Annotated in this window: 23 protein-coding genes; 10 read left to right on the forward strand and 13 right to left on the reverse strand. The window is 57.5% G+C overall.

Annotated elements, in window-relative coordinates; translation table 11 throughout:
• Nucleotides 1-64 precede the first annotated feature (64 nt).
• Nucleotides 65-1,825, forward strand: a complete 1,761-nt coding sequence (locus LJD17_RS15335; RefSeq protein ID WP_227385052.1) for a site-specific integrase — start codon at nucleotides 65-67, stop codon at nucleotides 1,823-1,825.
• Between the two features lie 197 nt (nucleotides 1,826-2,022).
• On the opposite strand, the gene LJD17_RS15340 is transcribed toward LJD17_RS15335, so the two are convergent.
• From LJD17_RS15340 to LJD17_RS15355, 4 genes are all read right to left on the reverse strand, one after another.
• Nucleotides 2,023-2,694 (reverse strand): hypothetical protein, encoded by a 672-nt coding sequence (locus LJD17_RS15340; RefSeq protein WP_227385053.1) that lies wholly within the window; start codon nucleotides 2,692-2,694, stop codon nucleotides 2,023-2,025.
• A gap of 176 nt (nucleotides 2,695-2,870) precedes the next feature.
• Nucleotides 2,871-3,305 carry a very short patch repair endonuclease gene (locus LJD17_RS15345; RefSeq protein ID WP_227385054.1) on the reverse strand — a complete coding sequence of 145 codons (435 nt, stop codon included), beginning with the start codon at nucleotides 3,303-3,305 and terminating at the stop codon, nucleotides 2,871-2,873.
• A gap of 9 nt (nucleotides 3,306-3,314) precedes the next feature.
• Nucleotides 3,315-4,736 (reverse strand): DEAD/DEAH box helicase, encoded by a 1,422-nt coding sequence (locus LJD17_RS15350; protein WP_227385055.1) that lies wholly within the window; start codon nucleotides 4,734-4,736, stop codon nucleotides 3,315-3,317.
• Nucleotides 4,736-5,965, reverse strand: a complete 1,230-nt coding sequence (locus LJD17_RS15355; RefSeq protein WP_227385056.1) for a ParB N-terminal domain-containing protein — start codon at nucleotides 5,963-5,965, stop codon at nucleotides 4,736-4,738. The genes LJD17_RS15350 and LJD17_RS15355 overlap by 1 nt, the downstream gene beginning before the upstream one ends.
• 186 nt (nucleotides 5,966-6,151) lie before the next feature.
• Between LJD17_RS15355 and LJD17_RS15360 the strand changes: the two genes are divergently transcribed.
• Complete coding sequence (locus tag LJD17_RS15360) at nucleotides 6,152-7,501, forward strand: DNA cytosine methyltransferase (RefSeq protein ID WP_227385057.1); 1,350 nt, start codon at nucleotides 6,152-6,154, stop codon at nucleotides 7,499-7,501.
• Between the two features lie 7 nt (nucleotides 7,502-7,508).
• Here LJD17_RS15360 and LJD17_RS15365 read toward each other — a convergent pair whose 3' ends face one another.
• Complete coding sequence (locus LJD17_RS15365; protein ID WP_227385058.1) at nucleotides 7,509-8,336, reverse strand: hypothetical protein; 828 nt, start codon at nucleotides 8,334-8,336, stop codon at nucleotides 7,509-7,511.
• A gap of 550 nt (nucleotides 8,337-8,886) precedes the next feature.
• Entirely contained in the window at nucleotides 8,887-9,294 is a 408-nt protein-coding gene (locus LJD17_RS15370; RefSeq protein WP_227385059.1) for a hypothetical protein, read from the reverse strand.
• A 127-nt stretch (nucleotides 9,295-9,421) separates the two neighbouring features.
• Between LJD17_RS15370 and LJD17_RS15375 the strand changes: the two genes are divergently transcribed.
• From LJD17_RS15375 to LJD17_RS24370, 7 genes are all read left to right on the forward strand, one after another.
• On the forward strand, nucleotides 9,422-9,967 hold the full coding sequence (locus LJD17_RS15375; RefSeq protein ID WP_227385060.1) for a GIY-YIG nuclease family protein: 546 nt from the start codon (nucleotides 9,422-9,424) through the stop codon (nucleotides 9,965-9,967).
• 46 nt (nucleotides 9,968-10,013) lie between these two features.
• Nucleotides 10,014-11,975 carry an AAA family ATPase gene (locus LJD17_RS15380; RefSeq protein WP_227385061.1) on the forward strand — a complete coding sequence of 654 codons (1,962 nt, stop codon included), beginning with the start codon at nucleotides 10,014-10,016 and terminating at the stop codon, nucleotides 11,973-11,975.
• Between the two features lie 327 nt (nucleotides 11,976-12,302).
• Entirely contained in the window at nucleotides 12,303-13,670 is a 1,368-nt protein-coding gene (locus LJD17_RS15385; protein ID WP_227385062.1) for an HD domain-containing protein, read from the forward strand.
• 48 nt (nucleotides 13,671-13,718) lie between these two features.
• Nucleotides 13,719-14,270 carry a hypothetical protein gene (locus LJD17_RS15390; protein WP_227385063.1) on the forward strand — a complete coding sequence of 184 codons (552 nt, stop codon included), beginning with the start codon at nucleotides 13,719-13,721 and terminating at the stop codon, nucleotides 14,268-14,270.
• Between the two features lie 712 nt (nucleotides 14,271-14,982).
• Entirely contained in the window at nucleotides 14,983-16,233 is a 1,251-nt protein-coding gene (locus LJD17_RS15395; RefSeq protein ID WP_227385064.1) for an RWP-RK domain-containing protein, read from the forward strand.
• A 617-nt stretch (nucleotides 16,234-16,850) separates the two neighbouring features.
• A complete protein-coding gene (locus LJD17_RS24365) occupies nucleotides 16,851-17,075 on the forward strand; it encodes a hypothetical protein (RefSeq protein WP_406600819.1) in 225 nt (74 codons plus the stop codon).
• 54 nt (nucleotides 17,076-17,129) lie between these two features.
• On the forward strand, nucleotides 17,130-17,501 hold the full coding sequence (locus LJD17_RS24370; protein ID WP_227385066.1) for a hypothetical protein: 372 nt from the start codon (nucleotides 17,130-17,132) through the stop codon (nucleotides 17,499-17,501).
• Here the strand turns inward: LJD17_RS24370 and LJD17_RS15410 are convergent.
• From LJD17_RS15410 to LJD17_RS15440, 7 genes are all read right to left on the reverse strand, one after another.
• Entirely contained in the window at nucleotides 17,407-18,009 is a 603-nt protein-coding gene (locus tag LJD17_RS15410; protein WP_227385067.1) for an RBBP9/YdeN family alpha/beta hydrolase, read from the reverse strand. The genes LJD17_RS24370 and LJD17_RS15410 overlap by 95 nt on opposite strands.
• A gap of 182 nt (nucleotides 18,010-18,191) precedes the next feature.
• Nucleotides 18,192-19,184, reverse strand: coding sequence for a prolyl aminopeptidase (gene pip, locus LJD17_RS15415; RefSeq protein WP_227385068.1), 993 nt, complete (start codon nucleotides 19,182-19,184; stop codon nucleotides 18,192-18,194).
• A gap of 2 nt (nucleotides 19,185-19,186) precedes the next feature.
• Nucleotides 19,187-20,101, reverse strand: coding sequence for an ABC transporter permease (locus tag LJD17_RS15420; protein ID WP_227385069.1), 915 nt, complete (start codon nucleotides 20,099-20,101; stop codon nucleotides 19,187-19,189).
• Nucleotides 20,098-21,051 carry an ABC transporter permease gene (locus LJD17_RS15425; protein WP_227385070.1) on the reverse strand — a complete coding sequence of 318 codons (954 nt, stop codon included), beginning with the start codon at nucleotides 21,049-21,051 and terminating at the stop codon, nucleotides 20,098-20,100. Before LJD17_RS15425 ends, LJD17_RS15420 begins: the two co-directional genes overlap by 4 nt.
• Nucleotides 21,048-22,028, reverse strand: coding sequence for an ABC transporter ATP-binding protein (locus LJD17_RS15430; protein ID WP_227385071.1), 981 nt, complete (start codon nucleotides 22,026-22,028; stop codon nucleotides 21,048-21,050). The genes LJD17_RS15425 and LJD17_RS15430 overlap by 4 nt, the downstream gene beginning before the upstream one ends.
• Complete coding sequence (locus LJD17_RS15435; RefSeq protein WP_264478416.1) at nucleotides 22,025-23,041, reverse strand: ABC transporter ATP-binding protein; 1,017 nt, start codon at nucleotides 23,039-23,041, stop codon at nucleotides 22,025-22,027. Before LJD17_RS15435 ends, LJD17_RS15430 begins: the two co-directional genes overlap by 4 nt.
• A complete protein-coding gene (locus LJD17_RS15440) occupies nucleotides 23,031-24,662 on the reverse strand; it encodes a peptide ABC transporter substrate-binding protein (RefSeq protein ID WP_227385073.1) in 1,632 nt (543 codons plus the stop codon). Before LJD17_RS15440 ends, LJD17_RS15435 begins: the two co-directional genes overlap by 11 nt.
• A gap of 98 nt (nucleotides 24,663-24,760) precedes the next feature.
• On the opposite strand from LJD17_RS15440, the gene LJD17_RS15445 reads away from it, so the two are divergent.
• Nucleotides 24,761-25,072 (forward strand): hypothetical protein, encoded by a 312-nt coding sequence (locus LJD17_RS15445; protein WP_227385074.1) that lies wholly within the window; start codon nucleotides 24,761-24,763, stop codon nucleotides 25,070-25,072.
• Nucleotides 25,073-25,435: the final 363 nt, after the last annotated feature.

Genomic DNA, 25,435 nt, shown 5'->3' on the forward strand with positions numbered 1-25,435 from the left:
CTGACCCGCCGAAAATCCAAGCTTTTTCAGTGCCGCCGGCCCGCATGTACACGGGATTGTACACATGCCGGACCACCTCACGCGCACCCCTGCGGGCCTCGTCTTCCAGATCAGGATCCCCAAGGCCCTCGACCCGAGCTTGTCCTATGCTCCGATCCGGGTGACCCTAGGACAGATCCGAATTCGCGAGGCCCGGCGGCTGGCAGCACAACTCGCCGGCGCCGCCCATCTCGCCTTCGGACATCTGCAGCGGAACGCGGCTGAAGGGGGCATGGCAGTCATGACGGATCAGGAGAATGTTGGGCGGGCGGTGCGCGATCATCTCACCGCTCTCCTGCCCGTGCTGCGCGGGCTCGACGGCGTCGGCCGGCTCGCCGACGGCAGCGCGCCGGCATCCTCGGCGGCCATCGCCGGACGGATGGCCGAGACCGGCCTCAACGGGCTCATCGGCATCGCCGCCGACCGGATCTCCGGGGCGAGCGCCCTCGTCGCGGCCGAGGCGCCCGTGCTGGACCGCTATTATCTGAGGCTGGTCACGGACGAGGGCGCGACCCGCGCCCATCTCGGGCTGCCCCCGCTGGCGCCGACTGCTCCCGCCTCGCCCGCGCCCGCCCGGCATGACGAACTCGCCAGCATGATCAGGGATCTCATGGCCTCGCAGGCAGCGCTTCAAGCTCAGGTCGCCGGCATGGCGTCGCAGCAGCAGGCTCGAGGGCCGCTCTTCAGCGAGGCGAGCCGCGCCTATCAGGACAACCTCCGCAGCGCCCACGGCGAGGGCTATGACGAGCTCAGCTATCTGAGCCACCGCACCCAGGTGTTCCTCGCGCTTATGGAGGACAAGCCGGTCGGTCTCTACACCCAGGCCGACCTGCAGGCGTTCATCAATCAGGCGGCGTATATTCCCGCCAACGCCTCCAAGGACGACGACTACGACCTGGCGCGGATCCGGGAGATCATCGAAGGCAACAAGAAGCTCGCCCGCAAGCCGCTCAGCCGATCGACGCTTAAGACCAACTATGTCGGCAAGATCAAGACGATCATCCGGGCCGGATGCCGGCAGGCTCAGATCCCATTCCAGCTCGACGACATCCGGCTCATCTACCCAAAGATCTCGCCTCCGAAGCGCCAGCGCACGGCTCCCGACTACGAGCTCCTGAACCGGATCTTTGCGAAGGGTGTGGCGAGCGGTGAGCTCACGAAGGCCATGCTTCCACTGACCGGCTTCGTCACCGGCCGGCGCATTGGCCTTCTCTCCTTCCTGCGCGGCGAGAACATCAAGCGGTATCACGGAGTCTGGATCGCCATTCCTCCGAACGTGATCACCGTCGACGGCTCTTACCAGATCGTGCCGTACAAGACCGAGGAGAGCCTCAGCTCCTTCGTGCTGCATAACTTCCTCGACGAGATCGGCTTCATCGACTGGGCACGCCAGCGCGAGGGCTTCATCTTTCCGTCCCTGCACGAGGGCGTCGTTGATCCGGCGGACACGGCCCAGAAGCGCATGGGGCGGCTGTTCCGGGCAGCCGGAGCATCCGCTCACTTGCTGGAGACGTTCCATTCGCTGCGGGCTGCGAAGATCAACTTCGACCGGGATCTCAAGATTGACCCGCGGACAACCCGGCTTCAAGTCGGCCATGAGCTGCTCGATGTGCATGAGGAGTATGGCGGGTCGCTGCGCCGGAGCGAACTGCACGAGATCGCGACGGCTCCGCTGCCCAAGGAGATTGATTTTACGGTTTTCCGCGGGCTTGATTTCGATGCTATGGCATCGAACCGCCCAACGCGTGGCCGACCGAAGCGGCTTGTAAGCCCGATCTCCCGCTAAGTCTTATGAATGGGAAGAGATGAGGTACAAGCGGATGGTCGCAGCATACAACGACTAATTTGAGGTTAGAAGTCAGATCCTTTCAGGCGCGCCTGTGCTTTCTAAGACTTGCGAACCCTTGGCTCTCGCAGGTTGCAAGCCCATTTCTCCGGCAAATCTCCCAGCATCGGATAAGCACCGTTCCGTACTTAAGCTGCTCAGACGCCTATTGCAGCTTTCCAAGCCATCCAGATTTCGTCCTCGGAACACCTTACTCTTTCGCCCTCAGTCCGGTAGCGCTCCAGAAGCTTAAGCACGCGCTGCTCCATGCCATGGGCTGAGATCTCGTCTGGCCATCGCTGTTGCAGCACGGGAAACCACGGGTTCGGCACGACTTCAGGAGGGATATGCCAGTTCACCTCTCGCACTCGTTCGGCTAAATCAACTGCATGGCCGATCTTCCAAGTGTTCGTTCTTCCGAAGCGCAAGGCATAGGTGAATGCATCCCGGTTCACATTCCGACCTGCGCTTCCAACCCACGTTGACGGAGTCGGACCCGTAGTTGGTCGCGCAGCAGCAAGCGCACCATCAAGGAGGCGTGCGTTCGCTAACGCTTCTGTCATCGGCAGTATTTCTTCAATTGCGTTAAGGCGAAGAACCGCTGCAGCATCTCGATCCGAGAGCAGAACCGCTTGAGGAGTGGCATTGTAGGGTAATTGCGAGGCCAGGACGTCTAGCACCTTTGGCTGCGGCTCGAAGCGCCAAGCTCGCACCATGAGGATGGCTTTTGGCCATCTGAACCGGCCGTATTCGTCGTAATCGTGTATTCTCCGGTGTTCCTTAGGCACGACATCCATCGTGTCGACTGCCCGCCTTCCAATTTCCGCCATGCCGAGTAGCCTACCCTGTAGAGGTGCTGGGGTGGGCTCTCTCTGAGTGGCAGCAAAGACAATCTTATCCCCAGGCCCAGACCCTTGAAGAAGTAGGTTCCTATTTCCTTCAAGACCAAACGTGATGACAGGCCACCTTTGTGGGTCAAAGCCCCATACGCGCGTAGCAAAGACTTTCAAGCTACTCCTCCGGGGGCTCCAGATTGCAACTCCGAAGCGATTGACGTCGCCACGGTGGCGAGAGACTTGGCGGACGAGATCTCACATTCCCAAACAATGCGAACCCGCCAGCCAAGCTGCCGGAGCGCCTCGTCACTTTTCAGATCACGCTCCACATTGCGTGCTAACTTCGGTAGCCAGTACCCTGTGTTAGAAGCAGGACGATTGGCCCTACTGCAGTCGTGTGCGTGCCAGAAGCAGCCACGCACCTGGATCGCGTATCTATGCTTCGGCAGAACGATGTCCGGAGTTCCCGGAAGCTGCCGGACGTTTTTACGGTATCGCAAGCCACGAGCGAACAAGGCCTTGCGGAGGCGCACCTCTGCCTTGGTGTCCGTTGATCGGATCCGTGACATCACTTCAGAGCGCTTAGTCGGCGAGAATATGTCCATTACCTCCTCCTAAGCTGGCGTGGATTGCCGTTCCGGTAGGCGATTGGTGGTTAGCAGCTCGCACATCTCCTCTTTAGAGAGCTGACTTATGCCTGGTTCGCCGCCCTCATCTCCTAATAGGCTTCGTGCCATCGATGTCTTGCGCTCTAGTGCCGTGATGATAGCTTCCTCAATTGTGTTGGCAGCCAGCAAGCGAATGTAGGTTACGGGCTTGTCCTGTCCGATTCGGTGATTGCGGTCCTGACTCTGAGCGTAATGGTCGTACCTCCATGAGAGTGTCTCATATATCGTGTAAGTAGCGGCTGTAAGAGTGAAGCCAGTCCCAGCGGCGGCTGGGTTGGCAATCAGCACGCGTGTGCAGTCGTCAGTCTGGAAACGATGGGCGATGCCTTGCCGTTCGCTGTTGGGTGTCCCGCCGTAGATTGCGACCACCCCATACTCGCGGAAGCGCTCGATAAGGGAGTCGATTGTGCGCACGTAGTTTGACCAAATGATCACCTTGCGGCTTGGAACCGACAGAATGTCTGCCACGATCCCCTCAAGTGCTTCGAATTTGCCTGGGGTACTTTCGAGTTCAGGGAAAAGCAGGCCGGGGTTGCTCGCGATCTGACTAAGCCGAGTCAGTTGCGCGAGAGCGGTGCTAGCGTAGGCGCGGTACTGCTCGCCTGTCATCGCTTGGATGTCGCAGACCATCTGCGTCCGCATGTCATCGTACAACTTGCGCTGCCAGGCAGGCAGATCGACGCGAATGTCAACAAATGTTTTGTCAGGCAGGTCGAGGCAATCTTCCTTTGTTCGACGAAGAATCAAACGATCGAAAACCTGTTTTGCAAACCCTGCATCGGGATCGCGCTCTATAGTTGCCATAAAAGCTTCCTGAGAGCCCAAGAGGTGCTGCCCAGGCGCAAGGATCTCGATCTGAGTGTGCAAATCGGCCGGACTGTTCGTCACAGGAGTGCCGGAGAGAAGCCAGCGGAACACACAGTGTGGCGCAATATGGCGCGCCGCAGTGGACGTGAGAGATCTCCAGTTCTTTGCCGCATGCGACTCGTCGAGGACGAGAGCAGTCGGTTGCTTCTGGACAAGCGCCAAGATCGCTGTGACTTCGGACCGAGCAGTCTCATAGCTGGTCACCACCACGTCGGCGTTCGTGGTGGCAAATGTGTTTCGCCGCGTTTTTGAGGAACCTTCGGCGATGACAACGCTGAGCTCGGGGGCGAATTTCCCGAGCTCAGCCATCCAGTTGCGCTTTAACGAGTTGGGGCAAATGACTAGGAGGCGCTTGGCTTCGCCGGATAGCCACACTCTGCGGAAAGAATCAATGGAAACTAGAGTCTTGCCGAGCCCTTGCTCGAACGCCAACAGGCCGGCACGACCTTCCGTCAGAAAGCTGATGCCATCCTTCTGATGGGCCATAAGCTCAAACGACATTACGCGCCCTTTCCGTGCCTAGAAACAAGCCCGTCGAAATAATCGAGAGCTTCGCGGAACTCTGCTAGGGTCTCAAGGCTCAATGCCTTCACATCGAGGAGGGTAGCTTCACCAAGCGCACGGCTAGCATTCTTCAGCGCCACGTGGAACGGACGAACGCCTGGATGAACATGCTCGTAGATGCGTGTTGCTGTACGCTGAAGGGCTTCAACGTCCTCCTCTCCAAACTCAACGTCTTTGCGCTCAATTGCACGCTGGACCTGAGTTTCGATTGCCGCAATCTTCGCCTTAGTGCTGCTAGCGTTGGTTTTCACATCCATAGCGAGGCGGCTTGCTACGTGCTTCTCACCGCTTTTCAGCTGGCTCCACTTCTCTGGGTCGTCGTGGAAATCCTTTAGAAAGCGTGCGTCACGGTATTCCTTAAATGCATTGTGCCGTACCATCTCGAACACATCTGCGCGAAGTCCATCGTGATTGGCATTGTCGTAGTCGCGGAGCTGGGAACCAATGGTGTTCGCCTTGCTGATTTCTTCCAATGTGCTGAAATTTTCAGCTGCAAGCCTCTCGGCATCGTCCGTATCTACATGCTCGACGAACTTGAGCGCGAACTTATAGGCATCCCGCAGGCGGGTAACCCAGGAGACCGACTTTTCCATGTAGCCGGCCATCTCAGTCGGCGACATGAGCGCACGGCGGCCTTCACGGTCCTCAACGGTCTCGTAGATGAACTTTGCTTCAATGTAGCGACCCCACGCACGGACGCCGGAGCCGCGCACGTGGATGCGCGCAAGCAGGATGGCACGTTCAACTTCGGTGAAATGCGGCGGCAAGATCTTTGCCTTCACCCGACTGAACTTGCCAGCCTTTTTGCCCTGCATGTGCTTACGGTTGAGTTCGCGGAGAATGCAGACGCGTGTAGCGCCCTCAAGGACCACATACTTGGCCGTGTCATCTGCGCGCCAGACATAGATGGGCTCCATCTGTCCCAAGTCTTCAATTGAGCGGCGAAGGGCGTCATAGCCGTTAGTGCGTTGGAGTTCCGCCTCCAACGTTTCTTCGGAGTGAACACCTGCCATCAATGCCGTCTGGAGGCGCGGATTGTCTGACCAGAGAGCCACATCGTCAGTGACGCTGAGATCCGCCTCCGGCAGCTCCCACTCCTTAGATCCTATTTTTTCGATGTAGGTTCGCGGCCTCGGCTTCATATCGATTACGGTGGCTTCAGTCACGTTATGCTCCTCTGTTTCAACTTGCTCAGGCAAGTCCATGCAGAGTGTGGCAAGTACTGGATGGCTGTCAAGACCTATCCACAGCTAATATTCCGGAACGTGCCGTGAGCCGCGTTATCGTTAGGAATTCCTTGGCGATTCGGAGCCGAGATTGGTTGATGATTTTTGCACGTTTAGGTTAGTTTTATGCCTGAGTACGTCTCAGAGTTGCAAATCTACAAGCGTACCGCTCCTCGACCCCGAGGCAGGACGTGTGTTGATCTGTTCTCCGGAGCGGGTGGCTTGGCGGTTGGCTTCCGACAGGCTGGCTGGGCGATTCTGGCGGCCAATGATGCAGACCGGGACGCGGGCGAGACGTTCCGATTAAACTTTCCTGAGGCCACCTTCTTCGAGGGGGCGATTTCTCAGCTGACCGCGGAGGCGCTACTCGAAGAATGCGGCTTAGAAGCAGGTGAGCTCGACTGCCTAATCGGGGGCCCACCGTGCCAGTCCTTTAGCTACAATAACCACAATCGCTCAGCAGATGACGAGCGCGCACGTCTGTTCGAAGATTATTTACGGCTCGTAGAAGGATTAAAGCCGAAGACACTCATTATGGAGAATGTTCCCGGTATTCTCACTATAGGAAACCGGAGTGTCATCAATGAGATCTTCTCCCAACTCGCGCTACTGGGCTATGAAAGCGCTGTGAGGATACTGTCCGCTGAAGAGTTCGGCACGCCACAGATCAGGCGAAGGGTCTTCATCGTTGGCAGCCGTGTCGGCAAGGCTGATGACTTGCTTCCGGAACCCACACATAAGTCAGCGAGGGTTATTAGCTCTAAACGCAGCGAGACGGCTTCCGGGCGGAGAAGGCCAGTTACTGTTGGCCAAGCCATTGGTGACCTGCCGCCACTGGCCAACGGAGGCGGCGTACAGCTTGCGGCACGCTCACGAACTCGTGCTAAAAATAGTTTCCAACGCGAGGTGCGCAAGGGAGCGAAGGCTCTCTACAATCATATCTGTCAGACCTTAGGCCCGCTCATGCTAGAGCGCATCCAACACGTGCCGGAGGGGGGAAACTGGCGGAACATCCCACGCGACTTGCTCACCGCCGGAATGCAACGTGCCGAGTTAACCGATCATACGAAACGATATGGACGACTATCTCGCAAAGGGCTGGCTTCTACCATTCTAACTAAGTGTGATCCCCATTGGGGCGCTTACATCCACCCGACACAGGACAGAGTTATTTCTGTTCGGGAGGCAGCTCGACTTCAAGGTTTCCCAGATGCATTTGTGTTCGCGGGGCAAAATATCGGCAAGCAGTATATGCAGGTCGGCAACGCGGTACCTGCACCTATCGCCCGAGCAATTGCAGAGGCGGCTCTAAAGCATATCGAAAGAGCAATCCGCGCGGAGCGCAGAGCACAACTGAAGGTGAAGTCGAAGTTGAACCGTAATGGCCGTTCGGAACGGCGCCGCAAGGTCAGTTTTGCTCAGGCGCCGCGCCTGAAGTCACGACGAGCACGGTTTGCTCGCATCAAGGGCGCTTAGTAAACAGCTAAGAGATGGTTCGATTTCGTGCTGCCAAACGCGCGTTTAACGCATCTCTCTTTTGAGGGAATGAACGGTCTGTATAGTTTGCCCAATCTGCAAGCGTTTGGTAATCCGCGCGCTGGCAAATAAAGTGGACACTGCTCAGCCCCGACGCCGCACTTTGATCAGCCATGGCTTCTTTTACGAAGCCTAATAGGCCGAAGTTTGTCCCATCACTCCAAAAGACAGGGCCCCCACTCATCCCACTGACATCACCAGCCAGTCTGGATGAGGCGACCTCACTGTAAAACTGGACCTGATCACCGTCAGCCGAAGACACTCCTTCAGCTACTGCCGAGAAGCCAGCCATGCTCAGTTGACTGCCGGGGGCGCTGCTAGCGCCACTCTTGGCAGTCGTAGGAAAGCCCGCAGCCACCGCATACGCGACGGGAAAGGTGGGTGTGATATCCTCAACCTTGAATATCATTTTGTCGAGATTAGCCACGGCTTGAGGATCTATCGGCCGCAACGCGATGTCTGGTCGCGCATACGGAATGGCAGCCGGAGGTTGGACAAAAGGCGGGTGAAGATACCTGCCCGAACCCTTGGGCAGGAAATAGCCTTCAGGATCTAAACCTTCTGCGGCTGCCTGAGCCCGGAAGCCCTCAATGACATGATTTGCCGTCACAGCGTATGTCTTACCTTCGATTTCGATAAAGGTGACGGTCGCCGTGTCATCGTTAGCATTCGGGATCATGCCCCGGCTGAATTGTTCCTGAACTTTGCCGCGTGCAAACGTTGCGCAAAACTTGCAAGCGTCCTTCAGTTCATCTGCGGCGAGAAATTGTGTCATTTGAGTTGTCTTCTTTGCAAACCTAACCGCCGAGCAACTGTATGAAGTGCACAGAGATTGCAAGACGAAGCGGGCGTCGGGGCGCAATCAAACCGGTAACCATTCCATGCTCTGCGTCCTGTTTGTAGAGCTATCCGAGTACATCCAGTAGAAGGCTTCAAAAATGATCTCTGCTGTACAAGGAGTGGGGACCATAGGACGCTGGAGCGCGAGGCATCCGCAGCATGAACTGGTGGATCATTGTCCGAATCTTCTGGCTCGTAAGGATCGCAGCCCCGGTGCAGACCAGAGTCTTATTAGGTGCATATCTGTTTCGGCGACCGGTAGCTAGGCGAACAGCATTCTCTAGAATGCAATCTCATTTCAAGGCAAGCTCCAGGCTGGAGGATTGAACGGAAGGCCAAAATGGTAAACATCTATTAACCAAGGCCATCTGCGGCTCGACAGGCCGCCTTGTAAGTTATTCCACCCCGATACAGATTACTTTTCGTTGGGCTTCTGTTCCCAATCCGGACAGCCAAGCGGCTGTTGAAGCGGTTGCGACCCGTCTTCAACAGCCTGGCCATCCGGTCCCCTGTAGACCCAGGAGAACCACATGGTTACCCCCTTCTATGCCGGAGCGTCTGCTCCGCGCAACAGCGCGTGCGCCCCGCACGCCGCCGCCCTCCTCCCCGCCAGCGCCGGCACTCCGCCGGTCCCGCCCGGCCCCGGCCCGACCGCCGTGCACCCGGGCCTCATCGAGCACCCAGACCTCACCCCTGAGGTGCAGGTTGCCCTGCTCACGGCCGTGGACAACGCCGTCATCGCCGAGCTCGGCGACCTCGCCTGCGTCATCCCCTATCATCCCCGCCCAATTTCGGCGGTACTCGCCCTTGTCGACGCCGGTGTGCTCGCCCTCGACTTGGAGGCTGGCTTTGATGCCAGCCTTCGTGTCTGGCGACCGATAGCTTAATCGCACGCCTCCTTCATCGCGAGATCCGCTGGCCTTCTGGTGCCGGCGGACACCTCACGCTCGTCGCATTAAGCGCATTGCAGCGCAGCCTTCGATGGCTAGCGACAGACCGCGCGCATTCCTGGAGCTTTTCATGAGCCTTGAGCCCCTCCCCCTTCCCCGTGTCGAAATCAGCTATCCTATCGAAGACACCAGCCTCGCGGTGTTCACCAGCAAGATCACGAAAGCGACCGTTGTCCGATCCGCCTGGGATGACCTTAGGAGGCTTCTGCAGTTGCCCGAACTACAGGGAGCTATCGCGTACCTGCTCGTCGGCGTCGACGAGAAAGGGCGTCTCTGCGCCCGGGTCGGAGAGGCCGGCAAGCCGGTCTGTCGCCTCCCAGATCACCGGCGCAATGAGGATCTAAATTTCGCAGAGGAGATCTTTGTTCTCACCAACACAGACTTCGACAAGTCCGACATCATTTATCTGCAGGAGCGCATTTCAGGGCTTTTGGCCGGTACGTCGTCTGTACATCTCGTCAAGGGCACGGGTCCGATCCTGCAGCCTCTCTGCGCTCCGAGGCGCCTCGAACTCGATCTGGTGCTCCGCTACGGCCTCACCCTCTTGAAGGCAGCCGGCTGTCCCTGGCTGCGGCCTACACGCCGCTCCGCCGGCACTGAAGCAATGCTCGCCTAATCGAACATCTTCCCCGGATCCCTCCCCTCTTAGACGAGAGCCTTTCATGCCGACCGTTAGCGATACTTTGAAGAACGAGCACAGCGACACCATTGACTTCCTCGCTGCCGAATTCGATTCCGAAACCCAAACGACGGATGCCCGATCCAAGGCTAAGGACGAGTACCTGACGGTTCCGTCTGACCTGATTGCGAACCTAGTTCTGTCTAGCGCGCTTGGACGCAACGGGCGCCGCCTCCTCAAGAAGGGCGGACCTCAGGTAGTGATCCTTCGCGTTCCGACAGCAGCTTGGGTCGAGCCAGTCTCTCGGGCGGCCAATCGCCTGTCGGGCTACAAGGCGATGATCCTCCTCGCGAAAACCGACCAGCGCCGATATGAGGAGACTGTTCAGGCCAAAGTCGCCCATGCCTTTGACCGCCGTGTTCCAGTGATAGCGGTCTCGCAGAATCCGGACACCTATCTTCCGCAGATGGTATGCGGAGCAGCCGACCTCTTTGTCAGCGTGACTGCGCCTGCTCCAAGGGTAATGAGCAAGGCCATTGCAGTATGGTGCGGCTCGTCCCGAGTAGTCGGCCTCAAAGCTGAAGACCTCTCTGGCTTGGATCTCCCAGATCTTGTCAGTTGCCTACGCCCAGGGTCTACGCCGGACATCTGCATCGAAAGACTAAGACGCGCGGCCTGCTCACGTGCCGTTATCCGCATCCACGACGACACCCCACGCCTTGAGGATCTCCATGGTTATGGACGGGCCCGGGATTGGGCATTGAGCCTCATTGATGATGTGGCACGCGTGCGACGGAGCGAACTCAGTCCTGATGCGCTGGAAAGCGGGGTTTTCTTCGGAATCCCGGGCACCGGCAAGTCAACTTTGGCCCGAGCGGCGGCCAAATCCGCGAAACTGCCGCTGATACAGGCTACAGTCGCCGACTTTTTCGCGCAGGGGGCGGGCTTCCTGGATTCCGTCATCAAGCAGACCAATACCTGGTTTGATAGCTTGCAGGCAGCCGCACCCTGCGTCGGGTTCTTGGATGAACTGGATGCCCTGCCGAATAGAGCGACCTTATCAAATAGAGGAGCGGACTGGTGGCAACCGGTGATTACGAATTTTCTGGTTAGAATCGATCAGGCTCGTGCGAGCAAATCAGGCATCATCCTCCTTGCTGCAACCAATCACATCGAAAGGGTGGATCGTGCGCTGCTACGCCCCGGGCGGTTTGACCGTCAGTTCGAGATCCTACCCCCTGATGAACAGGGTTTGATTGCCATCCTACGGCTGCATCTCGGCTCCGATCTCAAGAACGAGGACCTTACGCCGGTCGCAAGGCTGGGACAGGGAGCCACTGGTGCTATTGCGGCAGGCTGGATCCGTGCTGCTCGACAGCGGGCACGCTTTGCTGGCAGGTCTTTGATCCTAGAAGATCTGCTCGCGGAGGTCGCGCCTGCTGACTTGCGGCCGCTGGAGCAGGTGCGGGGTGTTGCAATCCATGAGGCTGGCCATGCAATCGTGGCCCATCGCCTTGGCATCCCCGTTCTGGGAGCAACGATCATGGCCACTCAATCGGCATCAGGATCGACGCGCCTTAGGATTGCAGAACTGACACCCACTAGGGCTGCATTGGAGGCTCAAGTGATGGCCGCTCTTGCCGGTCGCTGCTCTGACATTATCCTAGGCCAAGGTGCAAGTGCCGGAGCTGTCTGCGATCTGCGTGATGCGACACGAATCATTACGGCAGTCCATGCCCAGTATGGGCTGGGAGCAACGATCTCCTATATGGCTCCACAGGACGATGTCTCCTATATTCTCGCGGCTGACCCTAAACTTAGGGCCGCTGTCGAGAGGGATTTGCAACGGCTTATGGTGCAGACGAAGGGTCTTGTAGAGGCGAATAGAGCCTCGATCCTGGCACTTGCGGAAGAGTTGTTGGCAAAGAGAAGCATCTCAGGGGACGAAGTTGCGCTAATCGCATCAGCGAATCCTGAAGCGGAACGTCTATGTGACAACTTGTAGGGCTCTACGTCGCTGCACCGGAGTTCCCTACCTCAGGAACATCAGCAGCGCCTATTGGTTATGCTCTAGCTTACTAGAGCATCTTATTGATGGAACGCCCTCAGGCAATACACGGAGTGGTGTCTCGTGCTGTCTCCCATACGGCACGGGACACCGCCAAGAACCTGTCGATATGTGACCATTTGATGCTCTGGCAGGTTGACTTGAGAGGTACGGGTTAGCGATATGTGCAGCCCCATAGCTATGGCATTCCAAGCATGGGACAGGGAACAATAATGAGGCAGTCAGCCTTTTCCGGCTCAAACTGGCCATAGGAGGATGACGGCTGTGGCGCGACCCAAGTTCTTCCGCGATCCGATCCACCAGCAACTGCGCTTCGAGGACGTCGATCTGAATGCCGCTTGCCCGGCGGGCCCATTCCCGAAGCGGATGAGTTGGCTACTTCGCAGAGTCATCGATGACCCAGCATTTCAGCGCCTTCGTTTTGTTCGGCAGAACGGGCTAGCCAATCTCGTGTTTCATGGCGCTGAGCACACCAGATTTACTCATAGCCTCGGTGTTTCCTACCTTGCTCAAACCATGTTCGAGCGCATCTGTCGGAACAACAACATTGTTGGGGCCGAAGATGACGAGCTTCGTACAGTCACTGCCGCCCTGCTTCACGATATTGGACATGGCCCTTTCTCCCATACGATGGAAGAAATCCTGGGAGAGGCAAACGTCAACTTCCATCATGAGGCTATGACGCTGAGGTTTATTCAGGATCCGCAGTCTAGCATTCACAAGTTGCTGGTTCAGGTTGACCAACAACTCCCGAAGCTATTGACACCATTCTTCGATAAAGCGGCACGCCAGAAGGATCATTGGTCTTACAAAGTTGTCTCTAGCCAGCTTGATGCTGACAGGCTCGACTATTTGCAGCGAGATGCGACGTTTGCTGGGTTGCGCGGTCATGGCTTCGACTTGGAGCGAATACTGGATCTCCTCTCCACAGATGACGACAAAAGAATAGCGGTCGAAAGAGGAGCAATCGAGTCGATCGAAGCATATCTTGTCACGCTCGACCAGCTATACAGAGCAGTATACTATCATCATACGGTTCGGGCGGCGACGAAGATGCTGACAAGTCTTTTCCGTCGTGCAGTTAACCTTTATAAATCTGGCGACAAGCAGATACTCCGAGCAGGCGGAGACGACATTCCCCTAAAAGCGCTAGTGGACCACGGGCAGGCCATAGATCTCGCGATCTACGCGCGCTTTTCCGAGTTCCATCTGTGGCATCTTATGGATACTTGGCGGGATCATAAGGATCCAATCATTAGAGAACTCTCCAGTCGTCTACTGGAGCGCAGGCTTTTCAAGACGCTCCCAGTGGACCCTGGGGATTATCAGGGAACCAACAAAAGGATGGAGCGCGCAAAGGCAGAAGTAAGGAAGCAATACGCAGCATTTGCGAATGAAGCGGTTGATTACTTCGTGATGTACGACGAGCCAAGCCGTACTAGCTACAAGACTTACGACTGGAAACCAGAGTCTTCCGAAGACTCAATTTGGCTCGTGGGTGGGGGGAAAAACGCGGTTCCGCTCGAAGCCGACAATGAGAGCACAATTATTCAAGCCTTCAAGAACCGTCGGTATTTCCCCAGGATGATTGTGCCCCCTGAAGTTCGCGATAGCCTTACGAACAACGCTTAATTAAGATGTTCATGCTATGTTCACTAGAATCAAGATCAACGGAGTCAGATGATGGAAAGCGATACGACGTTGCTCGGCCTGATCAGCTTGGTGCGAGAAGCGGGCGGCACCATCGAGACGCGAATCCGAATTCAGAAGGAAGCCTACCTATTAGCCTTGCAAGGCGCTCGAAACTTTCGCCAGAGAAGTTTCGAATATCATCACTATGGGCCTTTTAGCCGCGAACTCTCCGATACCCTGCACTTAGCCGTCACTGTTGGATTGCTTGAAGAGCAGGCAATGTCAGTCTCTGACGAAGCTCAGAAATTTGTGTACCAGCTAACAGACAAGGGGAAAAAGGCTAGTGATGAGATCGGCGAGCCACTCAAACAGTTCAATGACTTCATCAAAAAAATGAATTCAGAACACTGGAGAGCGCTGGAACTCGCTTCCACGGTTGGCTTCCTTGAAGTTGAAGGTAAAGCGAAGACCCGTGAGGAAGCAGTCCAGATGGCTTTGAAGCTAAAGCCAGAGACAACACCTTATGTTGACAACGCTTTAGACGTTTTGGCAGCGATGAGCCAGTCTGGCTGGGTTAGGTCAAGCGTTTTACAGGCATAATGCCTCCGAGAGATCGGAAGCGATGCTTGGTCAACATACTCAATGGACCAATTCTGGTTTGCTCTCTGAACGAAAGCAACAGAGAGCCACTACCGCTGGATGATTGAAAAGGGCGCTCAGATGCAGTGAGCGCCCCGTATTATTCAGGCTCGTCGCCGGCGCAAACTAACATATCGCTGTGCAACTATGAGGTTGCGCAAGCGCAAGAGTTTACGATCTCCACGCCCTGAAGCGCGGCTCCCCATTCTTCGGCGATTTCTGAACGGGCTCTAGTGACATAGGGAGGTGGGCCCTCTGGATGCTCCTGTTTGGATAGAGCATCCTGCAAAGCCCCTGGGACATCAAATCGAGCGGCTTTGTTCGTCCCCCCGTTACTCTTATGGAAAGTCACATTTCTCCAAGCAAAGGTAACGTTTTTCCAAGTCTCCACGTAACGAAATCCAAATGCTCTACTCGGAAACTGGAAACAGTTTTCTGTACAATCGACACGCTTTTCTGCGAAAAAGTAACGCCTTTCCAAGGGTACGTTTTTCTATCAGATCCGGCCCCCATCCCTGCAGGAAGCACGCCGACGGCGATACGAACCTAAGTGGAGCGCACGGGCCGAACGGGAATTTTGCATGGTTCCCCAATCCACTTCCCGGCATTCTTCATCAGCATTGCGGATCAGGCTGATGTTGACAGGCTTCGGCGACCCGAACGAGCATAGGTCATGGATCCGTATCAAACGACCCGGCGCGTCATGTACGACCTTGTCTGGTCCAAGCCGATGACGACGGTCGCGATGGAACTCGGCATCTCGGATGTTGCCCTCAAGAAGATCTGCGACCGGCATCGCATCCCGACGCCTGGCCGAGGGTACTGGGCTAAGAAGGAGAGCGGGCAGCCAATTCAGAGAACGAGGTTCTACGCAACTGCCGACCCAGCCGATGAGCAGATCATCATCCACGGTCCGCCTGCCCCTCCCTCGCCGGCAGTCCGGGAGGCTATCAAGGTCCACCGGGAGCCGCATGTCTCCCGCCCAAGCCGTCCGAAGCCTATGGAGTTTGAGCCCGTTGAGCCGCTTCGGATCATTCACCCGAGCATTGCACGCACAGCTCAGGCACTGCGCCGGGCGGAACTCAGGCCCGACGGAGCCGTCAGCGCCTCAGGCGAAGCGGAATGCGGAATCGAGGTTGGCATCACGAGCGTCGAGCGGGTGATCCGCATCCTTGATGCTTTGGCCCGTGCCCTGGATGCCCGTGATCTCGCCCTCCATGCGGAGGGACGCCTGATGCGAACCGGGATCGGCCGCGATACGCTGACGTTCGCGCTGATCGAGCGCACCGAGACACGGCCTCATATCCCCACCGACGCCGAGTTGGCCGAGGAGGAGCGCCGGCTCAGGCGCAACGAGCGTAACGCCCGTCTCGGACTTTGGGAGTACGGTCAGAAAAGGGCATATCCGGAGCCCGACACGATCCGGACTGGTGAACTGGGCATTCGGATCACTGATCAGTATGTCACTGGGGCACGGCGCGTATGGAAGGACGGAAAGACCCAGCGCCTTGAAAATCTGATCGAGGAGATCGCCGATGGGATGGTCCTGTATCTTGCCGGCGTCAAAGCGCGACGCGAGGAACACGAGCGCTGGCAGCAGGAGTGGCGGCTTCAGGAACAGCGTCGCGCGCTGGCAAGGGCCCGGGAGGAGCGCGAGAAGCGGCGGCAGGAATTTGTCGGGCGACTCGCCGCTGCTGCCGCGGAAATCAGCCAGCTGGAAGGCTTTCTGGCGCGCATGCAGTCGAGTGGACCGGATTGTCCCGGCGAGGTCGGCCGGATGCTGGCCTGGGCAGAAGTCCGAATCCGGACCCTGCAGGCGAGCCTGGAGCCGCTGGGCCTTGCCGCAGCGCTCGCCGAGCAGAAGCTGTTTCCGGAGCCGGACGACCTAATGGACCGGCCGCGGGACGGAACCGATCCGACCTGAAATCGCCACGCCGGCCTTGACGTTTTCCGGGCGATTTGTACATCAATATGTAGTCAACCAGGGCCGCGGCTGCGGACAAACCCTTGGATCGTAGGGCTTTGGGCCTGAAACGGCGGAGTGTCCCGCTCCCTCCGCCATTATCTAAGTCTCTGATATTATTAAGCTTTCTATTTCCAGGCACCTTCTCCTAAGTGCCGGGTTTCTTTTATCAATTTTAGGACAGCCATTCTCTGAGAGACGTTCTCCGGAGGCCAAAGGGGACCTCCAAGGCTCCAGCTTTGGCTCCGTTCTCCGCCTGAAAACCACCCAGTCCGGTTGCCATGCAGTAGGGGCTGTCACCGGTTTGACCCATGTCCTCGCTTCGCTTGAAAGCAGAACTTCGGCTAAGGTCTGAAGTATGCATCCTAAACGGGCGCACGGCTCGCTTTTGCACAGATGTGCCGACGGAAAAGCCTATCAGGCTGATATTGTCATCGGAGCCGGCGGTCCTGGGGCTCACGGACTCATTAGCCACCGCATGCTGAAACCGGGAGCCAACGGCCATCGTGCTTGGCTATGGCCTTGCTCCCGATGTGCTTCAGAAAGCGGATCGCGTTCTTGCCACCAGCGAGGCTCAGATGCATACCACCGGCAAAGACCTTGCCGATGATCACGGCCACTTCCCCAAAGTTGATGCGGAACTCACCGACATTCTGCTCGGACACAAGCGTGCACGCACCAATCCGCATGAGATCGTCTTTGCTTATAACAGCGGCCTCGCTGTGACCGATGTCGCCGTTGCCGGTGCCGTTTATCAGGCAGCGCGCACGGCCGGGATTGGCCATCGGATCGGCGGATTCTGATCATGCTGCCGTCTATTCGACTGAACCCGCATCTGGACGGGCTCGGCCGACGTCTTGTGGCATCGGAGCCTGATCTCATCCGTCACCTGGTTCAAGAATACGGCTCCCCTGCCATATCCTGCCGCCCAACGCATTCATGAAGCGCGCAGAGGCTTTCAAGCGCATCTTCAAAGAGGCTGGTGTGAGAGGCTTCGTCCTCTACGCCTCGAAGCGAATAAAAGTGGGACGTTTCTGGAAGCCGCGTCCCAGTGCGGGATTGGCGTCGACGTTGCCAGCCGGGAGGAGATGACGGCTGCTCTTGCAGCAGGCGTCAAAGGCGAGAACCTGACGCTCACCGGGCCCGACAAAGGCCCATTCCTCCACCGCCTCGCTCTGCGACAAAATCTGAATGACCCACATTCGGCTGGCGTCGAGCTACTTCCTTAAGCCACGTCAGGCCTTCCGGCCACGAACCATGACCACTGGCGACATTGATATGCCCGACATCACCTGCATCGACGAAGGTCGCTCCCCAAATTTTAGCGAGGGAGCGCGCCTGCGCTTGAGCCATATAGGGATCGGTGCGACTAGCAACGAGGGTTGCAGGAAATTGAAAAGGGGAAGCCGGCAGCGGAGCAAAGGACGCGATACAGGGAATACGTGTCTGCAACAGTTCGGGATCGGCAGGAGCTACAAGCAATGCACCTGCGATATCCAGATCCGAATAGTGAGATGCCAGGTGAGCTATCAAGATTGTTCCGAGACTATGGCCGACCAGGATGGCTCCCGGTCTTCTCTCCACATAATGCAGTAAGGTTCGAAGCCAAATTTCGAGGTTTGGCTCTTCCCAGTTGTCCTGGCGAACTCGTTCTACATTGTCCAGATCCACCTCCCAACGACTCTGCCAATGCTCCGGCTCAGAGCCATGCAATCCAGGAACGATAAGAATTGTCATGGCCCAACTCCTCAACGAAATAGAAGTATCATCGGCAATAGAACATCGGTCAATGAAATGAACCTATCGATTTTACACGGAAAGAAGAAGGAAATTGGAGACACAGCTTCAACGCAGAAACTTTTATTTCGGTGCGACGCGCTCATATCTCGAAACAGTTTTTCGATCTCGCATCACGATGATCAATTGATAACTGCGCTCGGGAGACGGAATTGGGCGCGAACGAGTTCGGCCGCCATATCGGGCTCGTCGATGGAATGGTTCGAGTCAGTGACAATGGTGAACTCGGCCTCGGGCCAAGCCTCCTTCAGATCCCATGCCGTGCGAGGAGGCGTGACGACATCGTAGCGTCCTTGAACGATTTCACACGGCAGATGACGGATGCGCTCAACGCCGCGAAGCACGGCATTCTCCGGCACGAAGAAACCGTTGATGCAGTAATGCGAGAAGATGCGAGCTGAAGTCAGAGCCTGCCTGGAATCGCTGATGCTCTGGACATAGGACGCATTCGGCCTGAACGACCCAACCCCTCCCGAAAACGTTCGGACGGCAACCGCTGCGGGGAGATGAATTTCGGGATCGGGATCGATGAGCCTTTTGTAATAGCCCGCGAGAACATCGCTCCTCTCTGCCTCGGGAAGAAAGTCACGCAGCGCGCGCCAATATTCGGGAAATAGAGCGCTGATACCGTTCTGCCACCACCAATCGAACTCGAATTTCCGGCCAAGCGCTATGCCTCGTAGCAGCAATCCTAAGACGGCATCGGGGTGAGCCTGCGCATAGGCCAGCGCGAGAAAGCTGCCCCAGGAGCCGCCGCTCACGACCCAGGGGCCAACACCAAGATGAAGGCGGAGCTTCTCGATATCGGACACGAGATGCTGCGTCGCGTTGCCTTCAAGTTCGGCATAGGGCTCGGAGCGTCCGCAGCCGCGCTGGTCGAAGAGAACGATGCGCCAAATGGCAGGATCGAAATAGCGCCGGTTGATCGGACGGAAACCCGCTCCGGGACCGCCATGGAGATGAACGAGCGGAATGCCTTCGGGATCGCCGCATTGCTCGTAATAGATCCGGTGCTCCTCACTGACCTCCAGATAGCCGCTGTCGAACGGCTCGATGGACGGAAAGAGCGCATCATCGAGAGTCGCCGGCTGCGTTTTGAGAGGTTCGTCTGCCATTCCTATTCTGCTCGCGGATCGAAAGCGTCTTGGAGGCCATCACCGATGAAGTTCACGGCGATGACGGTGATGAAGATGAGAAGGCCGGGATAGATCGCGAGCATCGGCGCGGTCGCGACAAGCTCCTGCGCATTGTTGAGCATATTGCCCCAGCTCGGAGTCGGCGGGGCGATGCCGAAACCGAGGAAGCTCAAGACGGCCTCGAAGAGGATGACGCTGCCGAGCACCTGACTGCATGCGACGATGATCGGCGCGATCACGTTGGGCAGGACACTGCGCAACAGGATGCGGACCGTACCTGCCCCCGAAACACGCGCCGCCAGCACGAACTCTCGCTCGCGGATGCTGAGTGTGGAAGCGCGCACGAGGCGCGCGATGCGGGTCCAGTCGATCAGGGCGATGATCAGGACGATCCGATAGAAACTCGCAGCACTGGAACGTGCGAAGTCGGCCGAGAACCCCAGCTTCGTTAGATCGATCGCAGCCAGTACGATGAGAAGTGGCAGGAGCGGAAGCGCGATGATGCCATCGGTGAAGCGCATCAGCAGCGCATCCAAGTTCCCACCGAAGTAGCCAGCCGCCAAGCCGATCGAAATGCCGATCACTGCACCGAGCAGTGTCGCAGCAATGCCGACCCCTAGTGATACCTGTCCGCCATACATGAGCCGGATCAAGACATCGCGCCCCAGCTCGTCATGACCCAGCCAATTTGTCGCCGACCGTCCATCGAAGCGGCTTAGGAGATCTGCATTGTTGGCATCGATCCCGAGCAGGGCCTCCAGGGGGGCTGCGGCCAGGGAAAAAACGATGAGAGCGACAAGGACATAGAGACCGGAAAGCGCCGTCCTATTGCGCCGGAAGCGCCTCCAGCGCCTCTGCCAGGGGGCGTTATCCACGGCAATCGCAAGCGCATTCATATCACGGAAATCCTTGGATCGAGCCATGCACAGGCGAGATCGGCCAGGAGATTGCCGATCAGAGTTGCGAAGGTGGCAAAGAGGAGGGCAACGAGGGCGAGATTGTAATCGTTACCCAGGATTGCGTCATAGATGGTCTTGCCCAGTCCCCGTTGTGCAAACATGGTCTCGGTGATGAGAGCCCCGGAGAACAGCGTGCCAAAGTTCATGCCGATTACGGTAATGACCGAGGACAGAGCGTTTGGAACGCCATGGCGCAGAACCACGCGTGGCTCGCGTGCACCTTTGGCCCGTGCAGTGCGAATGAAGTCCATGCGCAACGTTTCGATCAGGGCTGAGCGGGCATAGCGTGTCACGCCGCCGATATTCGCGATGACGAGGGTCGTCACGGGAAGAATGAGAAAGCGAGCATTGCCCAAGAAGCCCTCCTCCCCTGGTCTCCCCATCCCGCTGGCTGGAAGCCAACCGAGCCAGACAGCGAACGTTAGGATAAGGATGAGGGCGAGCCAGAAGGACGGGAGGGAGATGCCGGCAAAGCTGATGAAGCTCACGAGCGTATCGATCTTGCCGCCTGGACGCAGAGCTGACAGGATTCCAAGAGCGGTGGCGAGAATGCTGCTGATCACGAGTGTCAGCGCCACAAGCTTCGTAGTTTGCCAAAGCGCCGGGCCGATGATGTCAAGCACGGGTTGGGCATAAACGCGGGAGAAGCCGAAATCTCCCTGCAACGCAGCTATCAGCCAGTGTCCGTAACGGGTGACGAGCGGCTCGTCGAGGCTGTACAGGGCACGCAACCTATCCGCGTCAGCTGCCGTTATGCCGGGATTGGACATGACCATAAGGTCGATGGGATCACCCGGCATCAGCCCAATAAGGCCATAGACCACAAAGGACATGGCGAGCAGAACGATGGCCATACCGAGAAGGCGGCGCAGGAAAAACATGATCATAGAGCCTCGCCGGCAAAGTGGCACGCCGCGAGATGAGCCCTATCGCCAGCATGTGACTTAAGTTCCGGGCGTTCTCGGCGACAGATATCCTTCGCGAGAGGGCAGCGCGGGTGGAACCCACAGCCCGAGGGTATAGCCAACGGGCCCGGCAGATCGCCCTCAATCAGACTTCTCCTGCGGCGCCGGTGGCCGATACGTGGCACAGCTGCCAGGAGACCCTGCGTATAGGGATGCCGGGGGGCGGCAAAGAGCGCATCGCGTCCGGCGATTTCCACGAGGCGCCCGAGATACATAACCGCGACACGGTCGGCAATATGATGAACAGCGGCAAGGTCGTGGCTGATAAAGAGATAGCTGAGTCCGCGTTGACGCTTGAGAGCGCCGAGCAGATTGAGCACTTGGCTCTGCACCGAGACGTCGAGAGCAGACAACGGCTCGTCAGCAACAACGATCTGCGGCTCCGGCGCGAGAGCCCTGGCAATCGCAATGCGCTGGCGTTGGCCGCCAGAGAATTCGTGTGGATGGCGGTTGAGGGTGTCCGCCGGCAAGCCGACCTGCCCGATCAGATCTTGCACGCGCTCCCGGATTTCCTGTGCGTTGCCTATGCCATTGACCTTTAAAGGATCGCTTAGAATTTCCGACACGGTCATGCGTGGGTCGAGCGAGGAAAACGGGTCCTGGAAGATCATCTGAATCGCACGGCGCACAGTCCTTCGGCTCGCACGCGGGAGATCGAGAATGTCCTGGCCTCGAAATGAAATGGCGCCCTTCGGCGCTTTGTAGAGGCCAGCAATCGCACGACCCGCCGTGGTCTTGCCGCAGCCACTCTCGCCCACGAGCGCCAGGGTTTCGCCGGAAGCAATATCGAAGCTCACATCCTGGACGGCGTGAATCGCGCGACGATGTCCAGTGAACAGATTCACCCTGCCAACCGGGAAGCTGATCGTGAGATCCTTGACTGAAAGAAGAGCGGTCATGGACGAGCCTTATGGCAGGCGACCTCATGCGCGGGCTCGACTGTGATCAAAGCGGGCACGAGGGCGCGGCACTCCGAATCCGCTTTATGGCAGCGTCCGGCAAAGCGGCAACCCTTATGGTTTCCATCAAGATGCGGGACTACGCCGGGAATGACCGCCAGCTGCTCTTGGCGATTATCGATCATCGGCATGGTCGCTATTAGGCCTTGCGTATACGGATGAAGAGGCTTGGAGAAAAGTTCTTCGGCGCTCGCGCGTTCCACGACCTGTCCCGCATACATGACGATGACCTCATCCGCGATTTCCGACACGACGGCGAGATTGTGGCTGATGAACTGCACCGCCATGCCGATCTCGTCCTGCAGGCGTTGCATCAATTCGAGGATCTGCGCCTGGATCGTCACGTCGAGTGCCGTCGTCGGCTCGTCTGCAATCAGCACATCTGGACGACAGGCTAATGCCATCGCAATCACAACGCGCTGGCGCATGCCGCCCGAGAGCTGATGCGGATATGACTTCGCGCGCTCGGCGGGCGACGGAATGCCAACGAGGCGCAGTTCCTCGACCGCGCGCTCACGCGCTTCCTTCCAGCCTAAAGACTCATGAAGATGCAAAACCTCCCCGATCTGATCGCCGACGCACATGCCGGGATTGAGCGCCGTCATGGGTTCCTGGAACACCATCGCAATGCGCTTCCCACGAATCTCAGGCCACTTCCCGGCCGCAATTCCTGACAAGTTCTGACCACTGACGACAATACGCCCCGTCACGTGCGCCGGTTTCGGGACCAGACCTAAGAGAGCCAGCGCCGTCATAGACTTGCCGCAGCCGCTTTCTCCCACCACGCCGAGCGTCCGCCCACGCGCAATCGTATAGCTCACGCCATCGACCACACGTCTTGGTCCTTCATGAGATGAAAAGTCGACGGACAGGCCGTCGACTTCGAGCGCTGGAGGGGAAATGGGCCTGGGCGCAATGTGCCCAGCCCTAGTTTCTGGGCGATCAGATTGCATGCCAGGTTTCAGCCCAATGAGTGCTGACGCCGCTGCCCGTCGGTTCGATGCCCTTCAGCCATTTCGGAAGTGCGAAAGGCTGAACGCGGAAAAAGAGCGGGAGAACGGGCAGCTCCTCTACATAAATTTTCTGCAATTCGAACCAGAGCGGCTTGCGAGCCGCAGGATCAAGCTCGACGAGGAGCTTGTCCAGGGCAGCATCGAATTGCGGGTTAGAGAAGGCCGCAATGTTGTTTCCGGCCCAGTTGTTGCCTTCGACAGGAATGGCTGAGGTATGGAGGTTACGTACTGGCGGCTCGTCCGGATCGCTGGTCCAGGCATAGAGGGCAAGACCACTATAGGTGCGCTTGCGTGCCGTTTCGCCGAAGAACGTACGTCCAGGCTCATTCTTGATTACGACCTCGATGCCGACCTCGCGCCACTGACTTTGCAAGACCTGCTGCACCAGCTCGCGCACTTTGTTGCCGGCCGTAGTACCGAAATCGAGAGAGAGGCGCTGGCCCTGAGCATTGACCCTGATCTTGTCGTGTCCAATCTTCCAACCAGCGTCCTCCAGCAGCGCTGCCGCCTTCTTCGGATCATAGGTGAACTTGGGGACACTGTTGTCATAGAAGGGGCTGATCGGCGCGAGGAACGTATCAGCAACAGGCTCCCGGCTGTCGAAGAGCTTGTCCGTCAGGGCCTTGCGGTTGATGGCAAAGAGCAGAGCCTGGCGAACGCGCTTGTCTTGCAGGATAGGATTGTTCTTCTGCAGATCGATATGCTCGTATGTGTAGCTTGGCTTGTAGATGAAATCGAACTTATCCCTGTGGGCTTTCTCGAGCTCAAGCACCTGATCGGTTGTCAGCCCCACGCCATCTCCCGGTGCGAAATCGACATCGCCCGACAGGATATTGGCCTGAAGCGCTGCAGAATTCTCGATGGTGCGAATAACGATGCGCTTGAAGTAGGGGGCCTTGCCAAACCAATACGGGTTCGGTTCCAACACGACGGTGGAGCCCGACTGGACCTCCTTGATCAAGTAAGGGCCGTTATAGAGACCGGGCGTCGTCGAGGCGCGGTTATAGGCCGTATTCTTCGGATATTCGGCAACGCCGACACTCTTGACGATCGGCCCCTCGACATGCTCCGGCAAGATCCTGAACCGGCCGAGCTCATTATAGTCGCTGCGCACCGTCTTTGTATGAAGAACAACCGTCTTATCGTCGACGACGTCGATCTTCTCGTATCGATCATAAGCATCGAGGCTCAGGAACCCAGCTTCCTTCTGACGCCCCAGATTCCACGTGAAGAGCACGTCCTTTGCCGTCACCGGAACGCCATCGCCCCAGGTCGCTTTGGGATGGATCTTGAATGTGATAGCGATGCCCTTCGAGCCATCGTCGTGGGTTTCTATCTTGGCAAGTCCGTTCTCGATGGTCGGGAAATCGGTGCAGAGAAGGCAGACATTCTTGCCCTCACCGTTGAAAGCCGTTGCCTGACGATAGACGAAACCCAGCACGTAATCCTTCGAGGTGATGGCCTCGTGGTTAGGGTTCAGGTTCGACGGATATTGCGTGGCGCCGATAACGAGCTGATCCTTGGCGGCCCAAGCGGTTCCGAACGAGCTCAGGATCGCCACGACAGTATACACTGTCCGCAGGCCCCGATTGCAGGATCGTTGAGGAGAGAACATTAAGATAGACCTTTCTTGGAGCTTGAAGAGGTACGCTGCTTGCCGTGAGTTTCGCATACAGCGCGATTGGCATGGGCGATGCTGCGGAATACTTCCCGATCCAAAGACCGGAATGCGGTTTCAGCGGCGAAGAATCGAAAGCCACCTGCGGTCGCGACGATTACGCCTGCGGCGAGTCCTTCGATCTCAATGATGTGAGCGGTCGGCATGGCAAAGCTCTCCTGCCGCTGGCCGAGGAGCCAGCGCCGAATGATGGTGTTGCCTGGGAGATCTCTTTGTTCAGCAGAGACAACACTGATGGCCTGAACGCATTTGGCGCATCAGGCGCAGTGGAGCCGGGATTGACGGAACGATGATCATGACAAGCAATCCTTTGACTGCAAGTCGCGAAGCGCGAAGCACGCCTCGTGACGCTTTAGCGTTTGATGACGCGGAGCAAGCTGTGCACTTCAAATCACCGCGGTTCCAACCGACCAGAGCTTGACGATGGAACGGCCACAGAGTGCCTCGAAGTTTAGGCCACGTCAATAGAAGCGTTCTTTTCTTAGAACGACCGTGTGGAGAAAATCGTCCTCTCCGTGCTCGGCTGGTAGAATAGTCTTACCATCGTCCAGAAAATTACGTTTTTATTCGCAACAGATGGCAGGGGCGGGAACGTTACGTTCTTTGTGAAGAACAATACCATTGGCATCGTTCAGACTCGAAAGAGTACTTCGCCT

Source organism: Microvirga rosea (genome assembly GCF_020595095.1).
Taxonomy (GTDB): Bacteria; Pseudomonadota; Alphaproteobacteria; order Rhizobiales; family Beijerinckiaceae; genus Microvirga; species Microvirga rosea.